Here is a 19281-nt window from a genome sequence, read left to right as displayed (position 1 = left end):
ACACCTTTGTAACTGAGCTCATGTGTTTCAGTTTATAATTGGTATTCTAGGGGTTTGGTATGATGACAACTATTACAATCTCAAAAGCAGAAGAACTGATTGAACGAATTTTATGTAAATCGGGCTTCCTGTCTGAAACAGCGCGACAGGTGGCGCAACATTTGGCCCAGGCAGAAGCGACGGGGATGACCTCTCATGGTATTAACCGTATGGCGTACTACCTCTCACTTGCAGAAAAAAGAATGTTGGAGCTTAAGGCTCAACCGCGTATCGCCAAACAGTTCGGTGCTTTTGCCCTTGTGGATGGTGATAGGGGGCTGGGTATTCCCGCGGCGAATTTGGCGATGGAATATCTGATAAGCTCTACCCGGTTAAATGGGGTCGCAGCAGCGGGCTTAGTAAACTGCGGTCATACTGGTCGTATGGGGGCCTATTCAGAGGAGGCCGCAAAAGCGGACTGTATCCTGATTTCTTTTGGTGGCGCTGGACGTAAAGAATATCCTTATGTTGTGCCTTTTGGTAGTCGTGAACCTTTCTACTCGACGAACCCCTTTTCCTTTGGCGCCCCTGCTGGTGATAAATCACCAGCGGTCTTGGACTTTGCCGCTTCTGTTGTCGCTCAAGGCAAAGTGGCTGTGGCGAAAGCCAAGGGGCAGCAACTGCCGGATGGCTGTATTGTCGATCGAGATGGATGCCCGACCACAGATCCAGATGATTTCTACGACGGTGGTGCTCTGCTGCCCTTTGGCGGCGTCAAAGGCTCAGGGATGGGGCTCATGGCCGAGTTGATCAGTTCCGCCATGTTCGGAGAATCGGCAGAGTTCAACTGGCTGTTTCTTTGTGTTAAAGCAGATGCCTTTCGCGAAATGAAGGCTTACAGGAAAGATGCAGAGAGTATGATTTCCGAACTTCATGCTCTCAAACCTGCAGAAGGTTTCAAACAGGTTTTGATGCCAGGTGAGTTGGAAGCAGAAAAACTGCTTACCGCACAAGTAGAGGGTCTGCATATCCCCGAAAGCATCTGGACGGTTCTCACCGATGTCGCCCATAATTATGGTGTTGAAGTAGCGGAATATCTAGATTAATGGTTACGGATCAGAATTATGAACCTTTCCCTCTGGCACATCAATAGGTTGTTACGGCATGTCTGACCTTTGTTATAGTCCCGCTCATGAACTCCGCAGTAAAATCTTAGCATGTGAAATCAGTGCTAGCGAACTTCTCGAATGTTTTATCGAGCAAACCCTTCGCTATAACCCTTCACTCAATGCACTGGTGACCCTCGATCTTGAAGGGGGGCGCAAGCGGGCCGCCGAGTTGGATGAAACTTATAGGAGAACGGGAAAACCAGAGGGCGTCCTTCATGGTCTACCCATTGCTGTGAAGGATGTCTTTGCAGTGCAAGGCCTGCGCACCACTTACGGTAACCCATATTTTGCTAAAAATGTACCCTACCAAGACGACATTCTGGTCGAGCGTGAAAGAGCAGCCGGGGCAGTCATTCTGGGCAAAAGTAATACACCGGACTGCGCCTCAGGGGGACGGACAACAAATGAGATATTTGGCCTTTCCCTTAACCCTTGGAACCCGAAAAAGACAAGCAGCGGCAGTGGTGGCGGTGGTGTCGGAGCCTTGATGGGTGGCATGGTTTCCATTGCGGACGGCAGTGATATTGGCGGTTCGGTACGCTCCCCTGGGGCCTGGACCAACTGTGTCGGCTTCCGCCCCACTTCGGGACGCCTTCCAGGTTTATCAGGTAGTCTTGCCGATGGGGATACCAGTACTGCTGGCGTTTTTACCCGCTGTGTAAAGGACGCAGCGCTTTTCATGGAGGCCTGCGATGGCCCCGATCCGCGTTCCCCCACACCCTATAGCAGTTGCGGAAAGATCTCTGCTAAAGCAACCGATGTTCTGCCCGAAGGTCTACGGGCCTGCTGGTCACCGGACTTCGCGTCACGCGACATGGATACCAACCTTCTCTCGCTCTTCAAAGAGCACCGCTCCGTCTTCGAGGACTGCGGCTTAAAGCTCTCTTCTGCGGAACTGGATTTGGGCGAGAACTACAAAAAACTCTATAAGGATTTTAACGCTTATAGTTTTGTCAAAGGGCTACCTCCCCGGATACTCAAAGCAGGCTTGGAAGAGCGGGGGATCAAACCGAGCATTCAGGCCTGTATCGACCGTTACCGGAGCCTCAGCGCGGAGGAAATCTTAAAGATGTTCCGTACGCGAGAAGAGCTGCGTGTCCGCGCACAGCTTTTCATGAAGGATCACGACATCGTCATTACCCCTCCACATAACTGCTTAGCCTATGGCGCCTGGGATCTTGATGGAGAGAAAAATTGCGACTGGGCGGCTCTTTATTTTGCTCCTCTTCTCGGCCTGCCCTCCGTGGTCGTCCCTTGCGGTTTCACGGACGATGGCATGCCCAATGGCGTTTTGATTACAGGACGAGCTGGCGAAGACATGCTGGTGCTGCAAGTTGCAGCCGCCTTTGAGCGGAGAACAGAGTACAGGAAAAATAGGCCTGATCTCAACTGGGCCAACTGAATTTGGTTACCCAAAAATACTCCCAAAACAGAAATGTTAATGTAATGAGTAGCTTCACTATTATTAATATAAATAATTAATATAGCCCTGTTGTGTCTTGAATTTATTACATTAACTATTAATAAGAAAATTTCTTATTACTTCATATATGCGAAGATTAAGCGTTTCTTTTGCTGCCCATTCTTACGTATGGAGGGAATGACATTATTTGTTGTGAAGTACAAAAGAAACATAGGCAACGACCTCGTTTTATTCTCTTGTTCAAACACCGCCATAAATTAGTAATGAATGACAAATTGAGATCAGCATTGGGAGATAATTAATATTGCCCTTGATTGAGAAATATATTTGCTCCTGAAGAATTAATTGCTGAACCAATAAGCAGTCGGCCGGCTTCAATCAAATTGAATAAATCATATTGGGAGAGTCAAAAACTCCCATGATTTTAGCCGCAATCATAAATTATAACAGGGAGTATAATAAAATGATGAAAGAACTAAATTACCTCGCCAATCAGGTTGCACAGGGTAAATGTGACCGTAGAGCGTTCTTGGCAAGGGCTGTTACATTGGGGGTTTCTTCCGTAGCAGCAAATAGTCTTCTTTCCAGCTCAGTATTGGCTGCAGGCGTCAAAAAAGGTGGCCATCTTAAAGCTGGATTAGCTGGTGGGGAGAGTACAAACAGTCTAGACCCCGCTTCCTTTTTAGGACATGTGCCAGAGAATTTTGGAAGAATGTGGGGTGATACACTTGTTGAAGTGTCCCGCATTGGTGAGATCGAAAGCCGTTTAGCAGAAAGCATCGAACCCTCGGCTGATGCCAAAACCTGGAATTTTAGGATCCGTAAAGGGATTGAATTCCATAATGGAAAAACTCTGACTGCAGAAGATGTTTTGCAGACCATGCAGAGACACTCTGGTGATGAAACAAAGTCAGGTGCATTGGGAATTATGCGCGGTATTGAGTCAATGAAAGCTGACGGAAACACTTTTTCCGTAACTTTGACGAGCCCCAATGCTGATCTCCCTTATCTGCTTACTGATAATCATCTAATTATACAGCCAAACGGAGGCTTTGATGCCCCAGATGCTGGTATTGGTACTGGGCCATACAAGATTGCCTTTAATGAACCCGGCATTCGTCACGGTGGCGAAAAATTTTCAAACTATTGGGATGACAGCCGTGGGCACGCAGACCAGATTGAGCTCATAGTTCTAAACGATGCTACTGCACGTACCGCCGCGCTTCAAAGTGGCCAGGTTCACATGATAAACCGTGTGGATCCCAAAATTGCAGATTTAATGGCAAATGCTCCAGGCATTTCAGTAAAAAGTGTCTCAGGTCGCGGACATTATGTCTTTGTCATGCATACAGATACAGAGCCCTTTAATAATAACGATCTACGTCTTGCCTTGAAATACGCCATAGATCGAGAAGAAATGGTTGATAAAGTACTACGCGGGTACGGTTCTGTTGGTAATGATATGCCTGTAAATGGTGCATACCCATTGTTTTCTGACGATATTGAACAACGAACATACGACCCAGATAAGGCTAAATTCCATTTCAAAAAATCTGGATATGATGGCCCTGTAACTTTACGCACTGCGAACAGTGCTTTTTCTGGAGCCATAGATTCAGCGCAATTATTCCAACAAAGTGCAGCTAAAGCAGGGATTACGGTTGACGTAAAACGTGAGCCAGATGACGGCTATTGGTCAGAAGTCTGGAACAAACAACCATTCTGTGCTTCATATTGGAGTGGAAGGCCCGTCCAAGATCAAATGTATTCTATTGCCTATCTGTCTAGTGCTGACTGGAATGATACCCGGTACAACGATCCAAAATTTGATAAATTGCTATTCGAGGCTCGTGGTGAGCTTGATGAGGTCAAGCGTATAGCCATGTACCGAGAAATGGGCCTTCTGATTAGAGACGAGGGTGGTTTAATTCTTCCAATGTTTAATGACTTTATTGCCGCAGTAAGTGATGAAGTGGGGGGGTATGAAGATGATCCAAATGGTGAGTTGATGGGGGGGCATGCTTTATCAAAAACCTGGTTGGCATAACTCAAAATAGCTGTAACACATAATTAATTAAGGAGGTCCAACATATTTATGTTGGGGCTCCTTTTTTTAGCACCATAAAAACAAGGTCAAAGAGTAATGTTCTCTTTCTTGTGTTGCTATGCGAGCTGTTGTTTTCTCAGTCATCCCAATGATTGAGGTCCTTATGCCCTTCTCTATGCTAAAGTATGGAATACGCTCTAAGCATCGTCCATTTTTGGACATTCCACCAACACCAGATCTGAAAAAAAGTTACGATGTTGTTATCATCGGAGGAGGTGGTCACGGTCTTGCTGCTGCCTATTATCTAGCCAACACCCACGGTATTACTAATGTAGCTATTCTTGAAAAAGGATACTTGGCCGGCGGTAATACAGCGCGTAATACGACGACTGTGCGATCAAATTATATGACTGCGGCATCGATCAGTTTTTACAAAGAAGCACTATCTTTGTTTGAAACGATGTCGCACGATCTTGGTTTCAACATCATGTTTTCACAACGTGGGCAACTAACATTGGCGCATTCAGATGCGACTATGCGTAGTTTTCATCTGCGTGCCGAAATGGGCAAACATATGGGCACCCGTATCGAAGTTGTTGATACGCATACCGTCAAAGATTTGTGCCCGCACCTTAATATGGATGTGGGAGGGCATCACGAAGTACTCGGAGGATTATGGCACGCAGATGGTGGTACAGCACGTCATGATGCTGTGGCTTGGGGATACGCTAAACGTGCGTCTGAAAAGGGTGTTGAAATTCACCAGCGTACAGAAGTCACTGGCTTCAAAGCTTCTGGTGACAAAGTTACACATGTCAATACGAACCGCGGCCAGATAAAGGCAGGGCATATTCTACAAGCAGCTGGCGGATTGAACGGGCAAATTGCTGAATTGGCTGGCGTACGGCTTCCTATTCGTTGCTTCCCTTTGCAGGCAATGGTCACCCAACCACTTAAACCATTTTTGAACACGCTGTTATCTTCGGCAAATATGCATACCTATCTCGTTCAGTCTTCACGTGGGGAGGTTGTTATCGGTGGTGGATCTGATCCCTACCAATTGGCTTCAACCCGTTCAACATTTGATCAAAAGGAACATCTTGCCGAAGGAGCTGTGCACTTGTTTCCATTCCTGCATAACGTAAAGGTATTACGGCAATGGGCCGGAATAACAGACATGACACCGGATTATAGTCCGATCATGGGGTCTTCGCCCCTCCAGAATTATTGGTTGGATTGCGGTTGGGGAACCTGGGGATTCAAAGCAACGCCGGCTTCTGGCAAGCGCATGGCGGAAATCATTGCGACAGGACGTGTACCAGACATTTTAAAACCCTTCAGTCTTGAGCGCTTTGAGAAATTTGAGCTTCTGAACGAAATGGGCGCTACGGCAGCAAGCCACTAGAGGATAACGATAATGAAACTTATGACCTGTCCGGTGAACGGCTCCCGCAATATTTCAGAATTTCAATATTTTGGCCCCGTCCGTGATACGAGTGTTGATGTCCCTGAAAATCTTACTGAGCATCTGTTTTTGTTTCCGAACCCGATTGGAATTTTACAAGAGTGGTGGCGACACACACCATCTAACACAATTTTTATAGCCGAGCGCAATACGGCAAGTGACGAGATAATGGCCACGTATCTTCCCCAAAAAGCCGCTTCATTTATGGCTAACAAGGAGGATGTTTGAAATGTCGTCACGTCTTGAAAGCCCATGGGGTAGCCGGATCAATCGTTCTGAGAAAATACAATTTTCCTTTGAAGGAAAAGCGTATGAAGCAAACGAAGGTGATTGCATCGCAAGCGCTTTAGCTGCAAATGGGCAATGGGTATTGTCCCGTTCATTTAAATATCATCGGCCTCGTGGTGTGCTCACTATGGCAGGTCAGGATGCAAATACACTTGTTCAGTTGAAAGGTGAGCCTAACGTCCGTGCGGATATACGTCCGGTTAGGAATGGGATGACTGTTACCGCACAGAATGTACATGGCAGCTTGAAGAACGATAAGGGCGCGATACTGGATAGATTTGGTCGATTTATGCCTGTTGGGTTCTATTACCGCAGCTTTTTTCAGCCCGGAATGAAAAGTTGGCTAAAATTCTGGGAGCCCATCATTCGAAATTTTGCTGGATTGGGGAAGGTGAGTTTTGATGCTGAGACGCCAAAATATAATAAGGTTAATCTGCATTGTGACGTGATGGTTATTGGGGCAGGTCCTGCTGGGTTATCAGCTGCACTGAGTGCTGCAAACGCTGGAGCAGATATTATTCTCATAGATAACAACCCCGAAACAGGGGGAGCTTTAACCTATGCAAGATTTGATTCTGAAGGTGTATGCGCTCAAGATACCCTTCAAAATTTACGCCGGCTGACGGATGATTGTGATAATCTGAAGATCATATCAAATGCGACTTGCAATGGGTGGTTTGCTGACAACTGGTTACCCGTCTTACAGGGTGAAATACTATATCGGGTTCGTACCAAAGAGGTTGTTGTCGCCACTGGGGTACATGAACAACCGTTGATATTCAGAAACAATGATTTGCCCGGTATTTTGCTAAGCTCTGCTGTTCAACGTCTTATGCGACATTATGCGGTGTGTCCTGGTACACGAGCCGTTATTTTTGCCGGTAATCGTGATGGTTATTTGGCTGCACTAGATCTTTTAGAGGCTGGTGTGCTTGTGGAAGCGATATTAGACCCGCATGTTCAAGGTGGTGATACTGATTTTTCTGATAACTATTCCCTACAGGGGACGAGGGTTCTTCATGGTGTAAAGATTGAAGAAGCTTTGGGAATGGCAGGTAACTCGCATGTCAAAGCTTTACGAGTTACTCACTCAGATAATAGCTCGGAAACTCTCCCATGTGATCTCGTCGTCATCGCGACCGGCTACACCCCTGGATACCAGTTGCCATTACATGCTGGTGCCAAGTTGTCTCATAATGATGCTACTAAAGAGTTTTACCTGACCAATTTACCAAAACATATGCATATTGCTGGTTCTGCGATGGGATATTTCGATTTGAAAACGGTTTTGCGCAGCGGAGAAATTGCTGGAGTAAGAGCGGCGTTAGCCGCAGGTTTTTCTGCAACTATGCCTGAGAGCCTCAACGACAATACTGCTAGCCAGATGAATTATTTTTCGACCCTGATAGCAAATCCAAATGGCCGTGACTTCGTTGATTTTGACGAAGATCTTCAGGTGAAAGATATCAAGAATGCAATTGCTGATGGCTATAGCGAACTTGAATTGATCAAAAGGTACTCGACGGTTGGAATGGGGCCTTCACAAGGTCGCCATTCTGCACTTCCAACTGCCAGAATAGTCGCTAGTGAAACCGACCGTTCTGTTGCTCAGGTGGGAATAACGACGTCACGACCACCGTTCGGACCGGAAAAGTTAGGGCTTTTGGCAGGCCCCCATCACGTACCCTATCGACACACAGCAATACACAAGCAGCATGTCACCAGCGGTGCAAAAATGACACCCGTAGGAGCGTGGTGGCGCCCGCTATATTATGGAGTGTTCAGCGACAATAACCTTGGCCGGTTGCGACAACCACCTTGGCCGGTGGATCTGATCATTAAAAAGGGCGTGCCCGTTTGATAATCAGATCCACCGGCCAAGGCTTAATTTGGTGTTAGTTACAAGCTGCTGTGAGTTGATAAATTAGGAACCTCTAGATGTAATTGGAGGAACCTGTTTGCCGTATAAATTTATCACAGATGAACAACTGAGACTTTACATGACAGATAGAAAAACTCATGGTCAACGAACCGCCGCTGCCCGCGCAGGGTTTAGCGAACGCACGGCCCGCCGATTTGACGTTGATGCGACTTTACCGTCACAACGCAATATAAAGCGAGGGCGAACAGTTTCTGATCCGCTTGAAGATATCTGGGATAAGGACATCCTTCCCATTTTGGATAAAGACAACTCGGTCAAACCCATTACTTTGTTGCGCCACATACAGAGCCTCTATCCGCTCCGTTTTCCCGATGACCGTGTCAAGCGCACGTTAGAGCGCCGAGTTCGGGGATGGCGGGCTCTGAATGGCCCTGAAAAGGATATCATTTTCAGGCAAACACCTGAGCCGGGTTACATGGGCCAATCAGATTTCACGGATGCAGCCGACTTAAGTATTACCATTGCAGGAGATCCTTTGGTGCATCGGCTCTATCATTTTGTTCTGGTATATAGCCGATGGGAACATGTTGGGGTCGTACTTGGCGGTGAGAGTTTTACAGCCCTTGCGGAGAACTTACAAAATGCGCTTTGGTCCTTGGGGGGCGCTCCTGAAAACCACCGGACCGACAGCCTGTCTGCGGCCTTTCGGAATTTGAGCGTTGAGGAAAAGGAGGACATTACCAAACGTTATTCTGCTTTTGTTGAGCACTACGGTATGGAGGCCAGTCGAAATAACAGAGGGGAATCACACGAGAACGGTGCCATTGAATCTCACCACGGTCACCTTAAGACTGCGATAAAGCAGGCCCTGATTTTGCGTGGCAGTAATGACTTTGACACTTTGGATGAGTATCGGCGATTTTTGGACGAGCTGATTGCTAGACGGAACAAACATCGTGACCAAGATATCCAAACAGAGTTGAAATCTCTCAAGGCGTTACCTCCTCGGCGAACAACAGATTACACTGAAGTCGTGTCGAGAGTTACCAAAACAAGTGGTTTTTTAGTTAAGCAGGTTTTTTATAGCGCCCCTTCTCGCCTAATTGGTCAACGCTTGCGTGTCCATATTTACGATAACCGGATAGAAGCCTATCTAGGCAGCACTCATGTCGTCAGCCATTCTCGTGAGCGGGGGCACGGCAAAGGCCCCCGCATTCATGTTATCAATTATCATCACGTCATTCATGCTCTCAAACGTAAACCTCAGGCACTCGCCAATTCTATTTATCGTGACAGTATTTTTCCAAGAACCGAGTACTCCCTGGCCTGGACATTGTTTCAGAAAAAGTTGTCCCGCAGAGATGCGTGTCGTCAGATGGTTGGGATACTTTTCCTTGCGCACGAAGAGGCTTGTGAGGCCGAAGTCGCGCACCTGATTTCGAGAGAAATCAATGCAGGAAGGCTACCTTGCGCAAAAAAACTTAAGCTGAATATCACAAAAAAGAACACGGATTTACCTCCTGATATTCCCGTGGTTCAACCTTCATTATCAGTCTTTGATACTCTGTTGGAGGATCGGGCATGACAAACATTGAAGTGGATCAGCACAAGCTGCCTCTTATGCTAACTGACTTACGATTACCCAGCTTTCACAAACACTGGCAAGATATCGCAATCCAATCCGACAAGGAGGGCTGGTCAGCAGCCAGGTTCCTTGCCGTTTTGGCCGAATATGAATTGGCCGAAAGGGACACGCGACGCATTCAACGCCATCTCAACGCATCAAACCTGCTGGGCGGAAAAACTCTGGCCACTTTTAACTTCAAGCGGCTGCCTAACGTGAAAAAGGCGCAGGTCGAAGCCTTGTCTGCCGGTGACTGGATTGACGCAAGAGCAAATCTGATTGCCATTGGAAATTCAGGGGGAGGAAAAACTCATCTCCTATGCGCCGTAGGTTATGCTCTTATAGAGGCTGGATACCGTGTGCTCTATACGCAAACCAGTGATCTGGTGCAAAAACTCCAGGCTGCCAGACGTGAACTTATGCTCGAAAACGCCCTCGCAAAACTCGATAAATTTGATCTCATCATTCTCGATGATATTACCTATGCACAAAGGGATATATCTGAAACATCCGTGCTCTTTGAATTGATCGCCAGACGATATGAGTACCGAAGTATTGCAATTGCTGCCAATCAACCTTTTAGCGGATGGGACAATATTTTTCAAGATAAGGCCATGACCGTTGCAGCAATCGATCGTCTTGTTCACCACTCAACCATTCTTGAGATGAATATCGACAGCTACAGACAATGGGAAGCCGCCCAAAATCTCAAAAAAATGTTGCGGAAAACCACAAACAAAAAGGTGAAAAATATGCCTGAAGCATCGTAAATAAACGTCAGATCACAGCCGCATCAAAAGCGGCCAAGGTGGTTGACGCAACCGGACAAAGTGGTTGACGCTCTACAATGGAGATACAAACAACGCGAAAACCATAATTCAAGATGAAGTTCGTAACGTTAGAAAAAACGTTGGTATGTTGGATGTATCTACACTGGGCAAGCTTGCCATTCGGGGGCCTGATGCAGGGGCGTTTCTCGATCGGATTTATACAATGGCACATGCTAAACAGCCCGTTGGTCGTGTACGCTATTGCTTGATGTTAAATGATATGGGGTCGGTAATTGACGACGGTGTCGCTTTTCGTATCGCAGATGATTACCTCTATGTGACTGCGACTACAGGGGCCGTCGCGCGTGTTTTTTCCGAAATGCTTTGGCTTAATGCACAATGGCAAATGAATGTTGATATACAAAACATTACAGCGGCTTTTGCGGGAATTAACGTTACGGGACCAAACGCACGTAAGGTTCTTGAAAGTTTGACAGGTGATATTGATTTATCACCCAAAGCCTTTCCTTTTTTAGAAGGTCGTACAGGTTTTATTGCAGATTGTCTGGTCCGGATAATGCGTATTGGCTTTACCGGTGAACTGAGTTTTGAACTTCATACGCCACAATCTTATGGCTCAGTTCTGTGGTCATCCTTATCCGAGGTAGGGGGCGAATTTTTCCTGAAACCTTATGGTCTTGAAGCTTCTCGTATCTTAAGGCTTGAAAAGGGTCATATTATCATTGGGCAGGATACTGATGCCCTGTCTACACCAGATGAATTGGGGATGGAGTGGGCGCTATCACGAAAGAAAGAATGTTATCAAGGAAAAACAGCGATTGAGGCCCGTCGGGCTTTGGGTACAAAACGTAAACTTTGTGGGTTCGAATTACCTGACAATCATGGCGTAAAAATTGAAGAATCATCATTGGTTATACGTAACGATGAACCAGTTGGTTTTGTTACTTCACTTTGCCATTCGCCGACCTTAAATAAGTCAATAGGCATGGCATACGCACATCCGGAAGATGCCGCCCCCGGGTCGCAACTAAATATTCGTGGGCTTTGTGGTCGAGAGCTTATGGCAGCAGTCGTATCTCCACATTTCTTTGATCCCGACAACATACGCCAGGATATATAACAGGATATATAAGATGAAATTGTTTGAGGATCCCCACCGTAAAACACCTTTCTGGGAAGTGATGCCTGTTGTGGCCAGATCTCTTAATTGTTCACGAAACATAGTGTTGGATTGTTCAAAAGTTGAACGGTTCGGTCTTCGTGGGCAAGGGACGTCTCGATGGCTAAAAGACCAGTCATTGCCTTGGCCTGATCAAATTAATTCCATGTCGCGTATGAGTTCTGGTGCAGAAATTGTCCGGTTAGGTGAAAACGAGGTGCTAATCCTGGAAAGTCTGACAAATCCAAGTGACACAGTTAGGGATCTGAAACGGAAATGGGCTGAAGATAAGGAACTGGATTCAAAAGGTTTTGATGCGTACCGCGAGGAAAGTTGGTCCTGGCTTAACCTCTCTGGTCCAGGAGCATTGCAGGCCATGAAAAACCTCACAACACTCGATATGCGAGAGCGGAGTTTTTCAAACTTGGAAGTAGCTCAAACCCGCGCAGCACATCTTGATGCTGTGATTATCCGATCCGATCATTTCAGCAGCCCTGCTTATAATTTATTTTTTGACACAGCTTCATTTGAGTTCGTTGTCAACGTGGTTGCTGATGTATTCGCCGATGCTAATTTCTTTACGTTGAAATAATACGGCGCAATACCTGTGAATGTCCTTCGCTGAGGGTCGTTTCGGGCAGGATTAAAGTGATAATGCCAAGAAATCCGAATATTGAAAATGCGGCATGATCCATATGTTGGGATAAAAGGGATGTTGAAAAAAAGAGAGCTACGGCGAGTTACCTTAGTTATTTTGCCCAATTCAACCTCTTATGAAGTTGGTTTAACAATAAAAGCTCTGAAAACGGCTAATTTAATTGCTAGCTATTCGGTCTTTACTTGGCAAATTGCAACTCTTGATGGACAGGCAATTGAGTTGGATGATGAGTTTGTTATGCAGCCACAAATTAAGGTTGGTGAAGATGAGGCTTTTGATTTGGCCCTTATCTATGGCGGAGAAGGTTTCAAAGCATCAAAATCACTGACTTTGATTAATTGGCTGAAACGTCTTGATCGGCAAGGTGTTTATCTGGGGACTATTGGTAGAGCTTGTCATGAACTCGCGAGTGCAAATTTACTTAATGGGTATCAATGTTCTATTCCAATAGTTTATCATGACAGTTTCCGTGAACTTTTTCCATCTGTGGGAATACAGGATGCACTCTATACTTGGGATCGAAACCGTATCACTTGTACCGGCCATGTTGCATCGCTTGATATGGTCCTCAATGTGATAAAGCATCGATGCGGAGCTGAGATTGTCAGTCAAGTTGCAGAAACTTTGAACCATCAAGTGCGAAAAGAGTCTTCTATAAATCACCGTAATCTTATTCTGGAAAAAATGTCAGGAAAGTTAGCCAAAGCTGTTCGGGTTATGGAAGATAATATAGAAATACCTTTTACATCAGAAGAGATTGCGGCTGAAATTGAGACCTCAAAACGTCAGGTTGAGAGGCTTTTTGCACGCCACCTCAAGTCAACTCCACGACGGTATTATAATGGATTACGTCTTAAACGAGCTCGTTCTTTATTACGGCAGACATCTTTGACCGTTAGTGAAATTTCTGTCGCCTGTGGCTTCGCATCATTTTCACATTTCTCTAAGGCATACAGAGGATATTTCGGCACCGTACCTAGGAAGGATCGCTCGTTAAGTTCAACATACGGCTGAATTTGAATGTGATCTCCTTCAAGCCTGTTATTCTAGTATTTCTTTTGGCGGTGTAGGAGGCTTTATATGTTATTGGTTGGGGCTAACAGTCTCATAACCTGAAGATTTTAGGTTCAAATCCTCCCCCCGCAACCATTAAAAAGCCCCTCATCTTGTATAAGTTGAGGGGCTTTTTGACGTTTGAGAAGTTAGTTCTCTTTATTCAAATCACAATACAACGAATGTGGTTCACTCTCTGATTTTAAAAATAACATTGGGTAAAGGGTGAGGGTGAAGTGAGTTATTGGCACGAGGATTGCTGATAATCGATGAGCCGTCTTTTTAAATGCACTGTAAGTGTGCTTCTTTTAAGCCAGTTTTCGCGGGTTAGTGAGATATTTGTGAATACATAAGCCCGTATTTATTACTTGGATGATGAAGCGTAACGGGTCAATAGTGACGCATGATGGTTAACTGTGTGTTATAAATGACCCGAGAGTGTCGTTTGATGGTGAATTGAATTGGGATTTGAGTGTTTATTATGTTTGGCAAAAAAATAGTCGGGATAAATATCATCCGGGCTTTGATTGTTCTGGTTATGCTTGGCTGTTGGAAGAATGCTTTTGCATCGGGTGAAAGCTCCTTGGAAACGGCTCAACCGATCATAATTCTCACCTCTTATGCCGAACAGTATGTTAAGCCACTGGAAAAAGCATTTCGTGAAAAATACCCCGATATACGGTTACGATTTTTATTTAAAAAAACACCGGCAGCGGTGGCTCATGTTCTAAATGACCGTCAACCATCGCCAGACCTTTTTATGGCGAGTGCAGTGGACGCTTTTGAAAGTCTTAAGAAGGCAGGTAAATTACAACGTAGTATTAAAAAAAAGCCTCATCGGTTAGGCAATTTATATCTTGATGATAAGGATGGTTATTATCGAGGGGTGGCACTGGCTGGTTATGGTGCCATGTGGAGTAGGGAATACCTTGCGGCTCATAAACTGGTGCCTCCCTCTAGTTGGAGTGATCTCTTACACCCTCGTTATCAAGGTCATATCGCAATCACGTCTCCTATGCGATCGGGAACAACCCATGTAATTGTCGAGACCATATTACAGTCCTATGGTTGGGAAAAGGGATGGGCATATCTTATGGAGTTGGCAGGAAATCTCTCGACGATAACTGCCCGCAGCTACGGCGTTCGAGATGGGGTTTTAAGAGGGCGATTTGGAATTGGCCTCGTCGTAGATTTTTTTGCTTTGGGGGCGCAAGCCAAGGGGAAATCAATTGGATTTTCCTATTTTCCCAAAACAACTCTGATGCCTGCTAGCGGGGCAATTCTGACGAAGTCTTCTGTTCCAAAGCTATCCATGGTGTTCCTCAATTTCCTCACCTCTTTAGAGGGGCAGCGTCTCCTATCTCATAATGATATCATGCGGTTACCTATCAGGCCTGATGCTTATGATGTCTTCCCAGATAACTTTCCCCGCCCCTTTAATCGGGGAGACTTTATAGAACCTATTTTCTTTGACAAAGATTTGTCTTCGAAACGGTATCAATTGGTTAATACAATGTTTGATCAATTGATCACTTATCGGCTGAGACCTTTAAACAGAGCCTGGAAATTACTCCATAACTTAGAGGTCCGATCTGAGGCCCCAGAAGATGTTGCAATCATTAAAAAGGCTCGAAATCTTCTGGTATCGGTTTCTGTCGGAGAGATGATGTCAACTGAAGCGGCGTTTCTAAATCAATTTTCACATGTATTCCCGGGTACTTCTAAATCTTCTCTACAAAGCCGATTGGAAGAGGATTGGCAGGACGAAAGTGAGAAATCCTTTCAAAAGGCCATGATGTTGTTACATGAATTAGAACTTAAAAATGAAAGTATACAGTAGTGACTGAGACGACGCGTTTAACTTGGTCTAGTTTGCCGAGGCGTAAATATACCTGGTTCAGGGAACGTTTACGTACAATCGGCATTCGTTTGTTCCTTGCCTTTGGAATTGTTGCAGGAACGACTGTCCTTTCAGCCTTTATCGCTGGTTTGGCGTTTGAGCGACTCAGTGGTGACTTGTCTCGGCTGACAAACATTCAATTGCCCGCGACCTCTCTTGCGGCTCGTATTGCTGAAATTGGAGGGGATGTTCGAGCTGATATGCCCAGCCTATTGACAGCGGGATCTGAAAAAGAACGCTTGAAAATTCGACAAAATATTGAAGAACAAATTAGTCGTCTCAAGGCACTTCTTGACCTAAACCCCGATCTTATTGACAGCGAAAATCGGGATGAAATTTTAACCATTCTCCCGGAAATTTCCACGAGCTTACGGGACGTGGACAATAATGTTGGTCAACGTTTTAAACTGAAGAGCAATAACGAACGGCTTATTGAACGCCTACGCTGGGCGCACGCGGATTTTCTTGCTGAAATTGATCCCATTGTCGAGGATGCGAGCTTTAATATGGCAAGCGCCCTCGATCGCCTTGTTCAATCAAACCGATCGAGTGACCTAAATAGCGAACTGACTGCGATTAACGACATGACCCAAATGCGAGAGGCCGTTATGCGGGTCAATGCGGCCAGTAATTTGGCTGTTGGTCTGATCATGCGCGGGGCAACGCAAGGCTCTTTGGATGATATCGAAGTAACCCGCCAGTTCCTTGCCGAGGTGGCCGATACATTGGAGGTTTCCATTGAGTTAATCGAAGCCGATGCCTCGAGTGTTTCCCTGCGTCAGGCTGTTAATCAAATATTGGGTTATTCACGTGGAGAGAACGACGTTCTCGCTCTTCGCAAAAGAGAACTGCTTTTTGAAAGCAAGGGTCGCGCACTTCTTCGTGAAAATAATGATTTGTTTTTTAAGCTTGAAAAGGTTGTGTCGGCACAAATTCTCGCGGCTGAACAACGGGCTTTAGAGGCTACCCTTAATGCTGAAAAACGCATTTCGCAAGAAAGGTTTATCCTGATTCTTTCTGCCTTGGTATCGGTCACGATCTTTATTTTTGTCGGTTGGGGCTATGTGGGAAACCGGATTGTATCGCGGCTCAGTGAGCTACGAAAAAATATGGCGGCGATTGCCACGGGCGATCTCGACGTCAATGTGAAAGTTTCGGGTCAGGATGAAATCTCTGAAATGGCCGAAGCCTTGCTCGTGTTCAGAAACACGGCCCAGGAGGTGGAGAATTCGAACGCCAAATCCATCATTAATAACTCGCTTGTCGGCCTGGTGAGCACGGATGCACAAGGGGCAATCGAATTTGTTAACCCAAGTGCGGAATCTCTGTTTGGTGTTGCACAGACAGATGTTGCCGGAGCACTTTTTGTGGATACCTTTCTTGCCGAGGGCCAGGGGGAATCGTGGCGAGAATTACTGGGAAACAAGGCCAATAGCCTGAAGGAAATCAAAGGCCGGCGAAGGGATGGTTCTGAATTTTTCCTAGATGTTGCTGTCCGCAGCTACAAGCTGCGACGGGCTGATAAGTTTTTGATAACACTGGAAGATGCGACAGAGCGGCGAGAAGCCAGAAGGCTGTTGGAACAGCGAATTCAAGAGAGAACGGCTGAATTGCATAAGGCAAACGAGTTGCTGACCAACGAAATTCAAGAAAAGATTTCTGCACAGGAAGAACTGCTTCAGGCCGCGAAGCTCGCTGTTTTGGGCCAGATGTCTGCTGGTATCGCTCACGAATCAAATCAGACACTGGCTGCGATTACCTATAATGCCCACAACGCCAAGACCCTGCTACAAAGGGGACAAACTGATGAGGCACATAGCTTTATCGAAAAAATAGGTCGGATCGCAGAGAGAATGGGCAAGACAGTTAATCATCTAAAAGTTTTTGCCCGTCGTCCCTCTCAGAATATCGAACCAGTATCGGTAGCATTGTGTCTCGATCAGGCACTGTCCCTTTTCGAAGAACGCATTCGCGGCGACAGGGTGGATGTTGTGCGGGGGGAAATAGACGCTGGATTGAGTGTTCTCGCCGAATTGGTGCGTCTGGAGCAGGTCATTGTTAACCTTATATCCAACGCCCTGGATGCCATGAAGGGGCAAAGTGCTCCTCGATTGGAGCTCCGGGTTGATAAAAAAGCCAGCCGATGTGCAATAGAGATTATCGATAACGGCTGTGGTCTTGATGAGGAGCTTAAAGGGCAAATTTTTGACCCTTTCTTTACCACCAAAGAGGTTGGTGAAGGCTTGGGACTTGGGCTCTCCATCACGCAAAAGATCGTCACCGACCTTGGCGGTGTTTTGGAAGTTGATAGTAAAGAAGGCAAAGGCAGTTGCATGCGGGTTGTCCTCAATTGCACTGATCAGGAAAGAGTTGAAAATGATTTGTAATAAGGTCCTTCTTGTCGAAGACGAAAAAGATGTCCGCGAGGCCGCAAAGGTAACTCTGGAGCTGGAAGGGTTTGAGGTTACAGAGGTGGACAGCGCGGTATCTGCCCTATCTATTCTTTCAAGCGATTGGATGGGGGTGGTAGTAACGGATGTCCGCATGCCTGGAATGGATGGCATGGAATTGCTCTCTACGCTTAAACAGCTGTATTCAGAACTGCCTGTCATCCTGGTGACCGGGCATGGCGATGTCTCTATGGCCCTGAGTGCGATTAGATCCGGGGCCTATGACTTCATTGAAAAGCCGGTCGCTCCAGAGCTTCTCATTGATGTTGTGAAACGGGCAATGCAGACACAAACTCTCATCTTGGAAAACAAAGACCTGCGCAGCCGTCTGGCTGCCATGAGCCAGCTTGAAGGGCGTATTATCGGCTCCAGCGGTTCTATGGTTTCGCTTCGAAAGCTTCTACATAATCTGGCAGAGGCCGATGTAGATGTCCTGATCCACGGCGAAACCGGTACCGGTAAAGAGTTGATCGCACGTGCTTTACACGATTTTGGCGAAAGAAAAGACGGCCAGTTTGTTGCCCTCAACTGTGGCGCTTTGCCTGAAACGGTTATTGAGAGCGAGTTGTTTGGCCATGAAGCCGGTGCCTTTACCGGGGCGAACAAGCGCCGCATTGGTAAAATAGAATACTCCGCCGGGGGCACTTTGTTTCTTGATGAAATTGAGAGCATGGCAATGCATCTCCAGGTGAAATTGCTCCGTGTCCTGCAAGAGCGCGTGGTCGAGAGGCTAGGGGGGAACGCAACAATTCCCGTTGATATTAGGGTGATCGCCGCGACCAAAAGTGACTTGCTGGAGTTGGCAAAACAAGGATCGTTCAGGGATGATTTTTACTATCGCCTTTCTGTTGCACAACTTGAAATTCCCCCGTTAAGAGATCGCCTCGGTGATGTCCCTATGCTCTTTACCCATTTTGTCCAATTAGCAGCTGACAGATTAAAAAAAGAGGTGCCGAATATTGAGCCCAGGCATCTTGACGATCTCGCAAGTCGCAAGTGGGAAGGCAATGTCCGCGAGTTGCGAAATGTCGCCGAACGTTTTGTCCTGGGTATATCCCGACGCTTAACGGGAGGGACTTCACTGGAGAGTGATAACTCTGAAGGGGAATACAATCTCGACCAACAAATGGCAGTTCACGAGCAGAGAATAGTCGAAGCCGCCTTAACGCGTAACAAAGGCCGGGTTACGGAAACGGCTGACGAGTTGGGTATTCCCCGTAAAAAGCTCTATTTAAGGATGAAACGTTTTGGCATCGACAAGACAAGTTTCAAGGATCTTGAAGACTGATCCACCTCTGACCCAATAACAAAAAAATCTTGAGTTGAATATGACGCATTTTAGAAAAAAGTATTTATTAACTGTATAATTAATGAAAATAAAACAAGTGGTTAT

Annotated in this window: 14 protein-coding genes; all 14 read left to right on the top strand. The window is 46.2% G+C overall.

Annotated elements, in window-relative coordinates; genetic code table 11:
• Positions 1-59: 59 nt before the first annotated feature.
• Positions 60-1085, top strand: a complete 1026-nt coding sequence (locus ACOGW3_RS19265) for an Ldh family oxidoreductase (protein WP_419904449.1) — start codon at positions 60-62, stop codon at positions 1083-1085.
• 58 nt (positions 1086-1143) lie between these two features.
• Positions 1144-2550 (top strand): amidase, encoded by a 1407-nt coding sequence (locus ACOGW3_RS19260; RefSeq protein WP_419904448.1) that lies wholly within the window; start codon positions 1144-1146, stop codon positions 2548-2550.
• A gap of 439 nt (positions 2551-2989) precedes the next feature.
• Complete coding sequence (locus ACOGW3_RS19255) at positions 2990-4618, top strand: ABC transporter substrate-binding protein (RefSeq protein ID WP_419904447.1); 1629 nt, start codon at positions 2990-2992, stop codon at positions 4616-4618.
• A gap of 148 nt (positions 4619-4766) precedes the next feature.
• On the top strand, positions 4767-6023 hold the full coding sequence (locus ACOGW3_RS19250) for an FAD-dependent oxidoreductase (RefSeq protein ID WP_419904446.1): 1257 nt from the start codon (positions 4767-4769) through the stop codon (positions 6021-6023).
• A 12-nt stretch (positions 6024-6035) separates the two neighbouring features.
• Complete coding sequence (locus ACOGW3_RS19245) at positions 6036-6311, top strand: sarcosine oxidase subunit delta (RefSeq protein ID WP_419904445.1); 276 nt, start codon at positions 6036-6038, stop codon at positions 6309-6311.
• A 1-nt stretch (position 6312) separates the two neighbouring features.
• The gene (locus ACOGW3_RS19240) at positions 6313-8232 is read left to right on the top strand and encodes a 2Fe-2S iron-sulfur cluster-binding protein (RefSeq protein ID WP_419904444.1); all 1920 of its coding nucleotides are present in this window, start codon (positions 6313-6315) and stop codon (positions 8230-8232) included.
• 97 nt (positions 8233-8329) lie between these two features.
• Entirely contained in the window at positions 8330-9838 is a 1509-nt protein-coding gene (gene istA, locus ACOGW3_RS19235) for an IS21 family transposase (protein WP_419901087.1), read from the top strand.
• On the top strand, positions 9835-10647 hold the full coding sequence (istB, locus tag ACOGW3_RS19230) for an IS21-like element helper ATPase IstB (RefSeq protein ID WP_419901088.1): 813 nt from the start codon (positions 9835-9837) through the stop codon (positions 10645-10647). The genes istA and istB overlap by 4 nt, the downstream gene beginning before the upstream one ends.
• A gap of 64 nt (positions 10648-10711) precedes the next feature.
• On the top strand, positions 10712-11788 hold the full coding sequence (locus ACOGW3_RS19225; RefSeq protein ID WP_419904443.1) for an aminomethyltransferase family protein: 1077 nt from the start codon (positions 10712-10714) through the stop codon (positions 11786-11788).
• Between the two features lie 13 nt (positions 11789-11801).
• The gene (locus ACOGW3_RS19220) at positions 11802-12419 is read left to right on the top strand and encodes a hypothetical protein (RefSeq protein ID WP_419904442.1); all 618 of its coding nucleotides are present in this window, start codon (positions 11802-11804) and stop codon (positions 12417-12419) included.
• A gap of 120 nt (positions 12420-12539) precedes the next feature.
• A complete protein-coding gene (locus ACOGW3_RS19215; protein ID WP_419904441.1) occupies positions 12540-13499 on the top strand; it encodes a GlxA family transcriptional regulator in 960 nt (319 codons plus the stop codon).
• 520 nt (positions 13500-14019) lie between these two features.
• Entirely contained in the window at positions 14020-15378 is a 1359-nt protein-coding gene (locus ACOGW3_RS19210; protein ID WP_419904440.1) for an ABC transporter substrate-binding protein, read from the top strand.
• Positions 15378-17825, top strand: coding sequence for an ATP-binding protein (locus tag ACOGW3_RS19205; protein WP_419904439.1), 2448 nt, complete (start codon positions 15378-15380; stop codon positions 17823-17825). Before ACOGW3_RS19210 ends, ACOGW3_RS19205 begins: the two co-directional genes overlap by 1 nt.
• On the top strand, positions 17815-19176 hold the full coding sequence (locus ACOGW3_RS19200; RefSeq protein ID WP_419904438.1) for a sigma-54-dependent transcriptional regulator: 1362 nt from the start codon (positions 17815-17817) through the stop codon (positions 19174-19176). Before ACOGW3_RS19205 ends, ACOGW3_RS19200 begins: the two co-directional genes overlap by 11 nt.
• Positions 19177-19281: the final 105 nt, after the last annotated feature.

This window comes from Kiloniella sp. (assembly GCF_965205715.1).
In the GTDB taxonomy this organism is placed as follows: domain Bacteria; phylum Pseudomonadota; class Alphaproteobacteria; order Kiloniellales; family Kiloniellaceae; genus Kiloniella.
The sequence above is the reverse complement of the archived record's forward strand: the minus strand, read 5'-3'. Positions and strand labels throughout refer to the sequence as shown.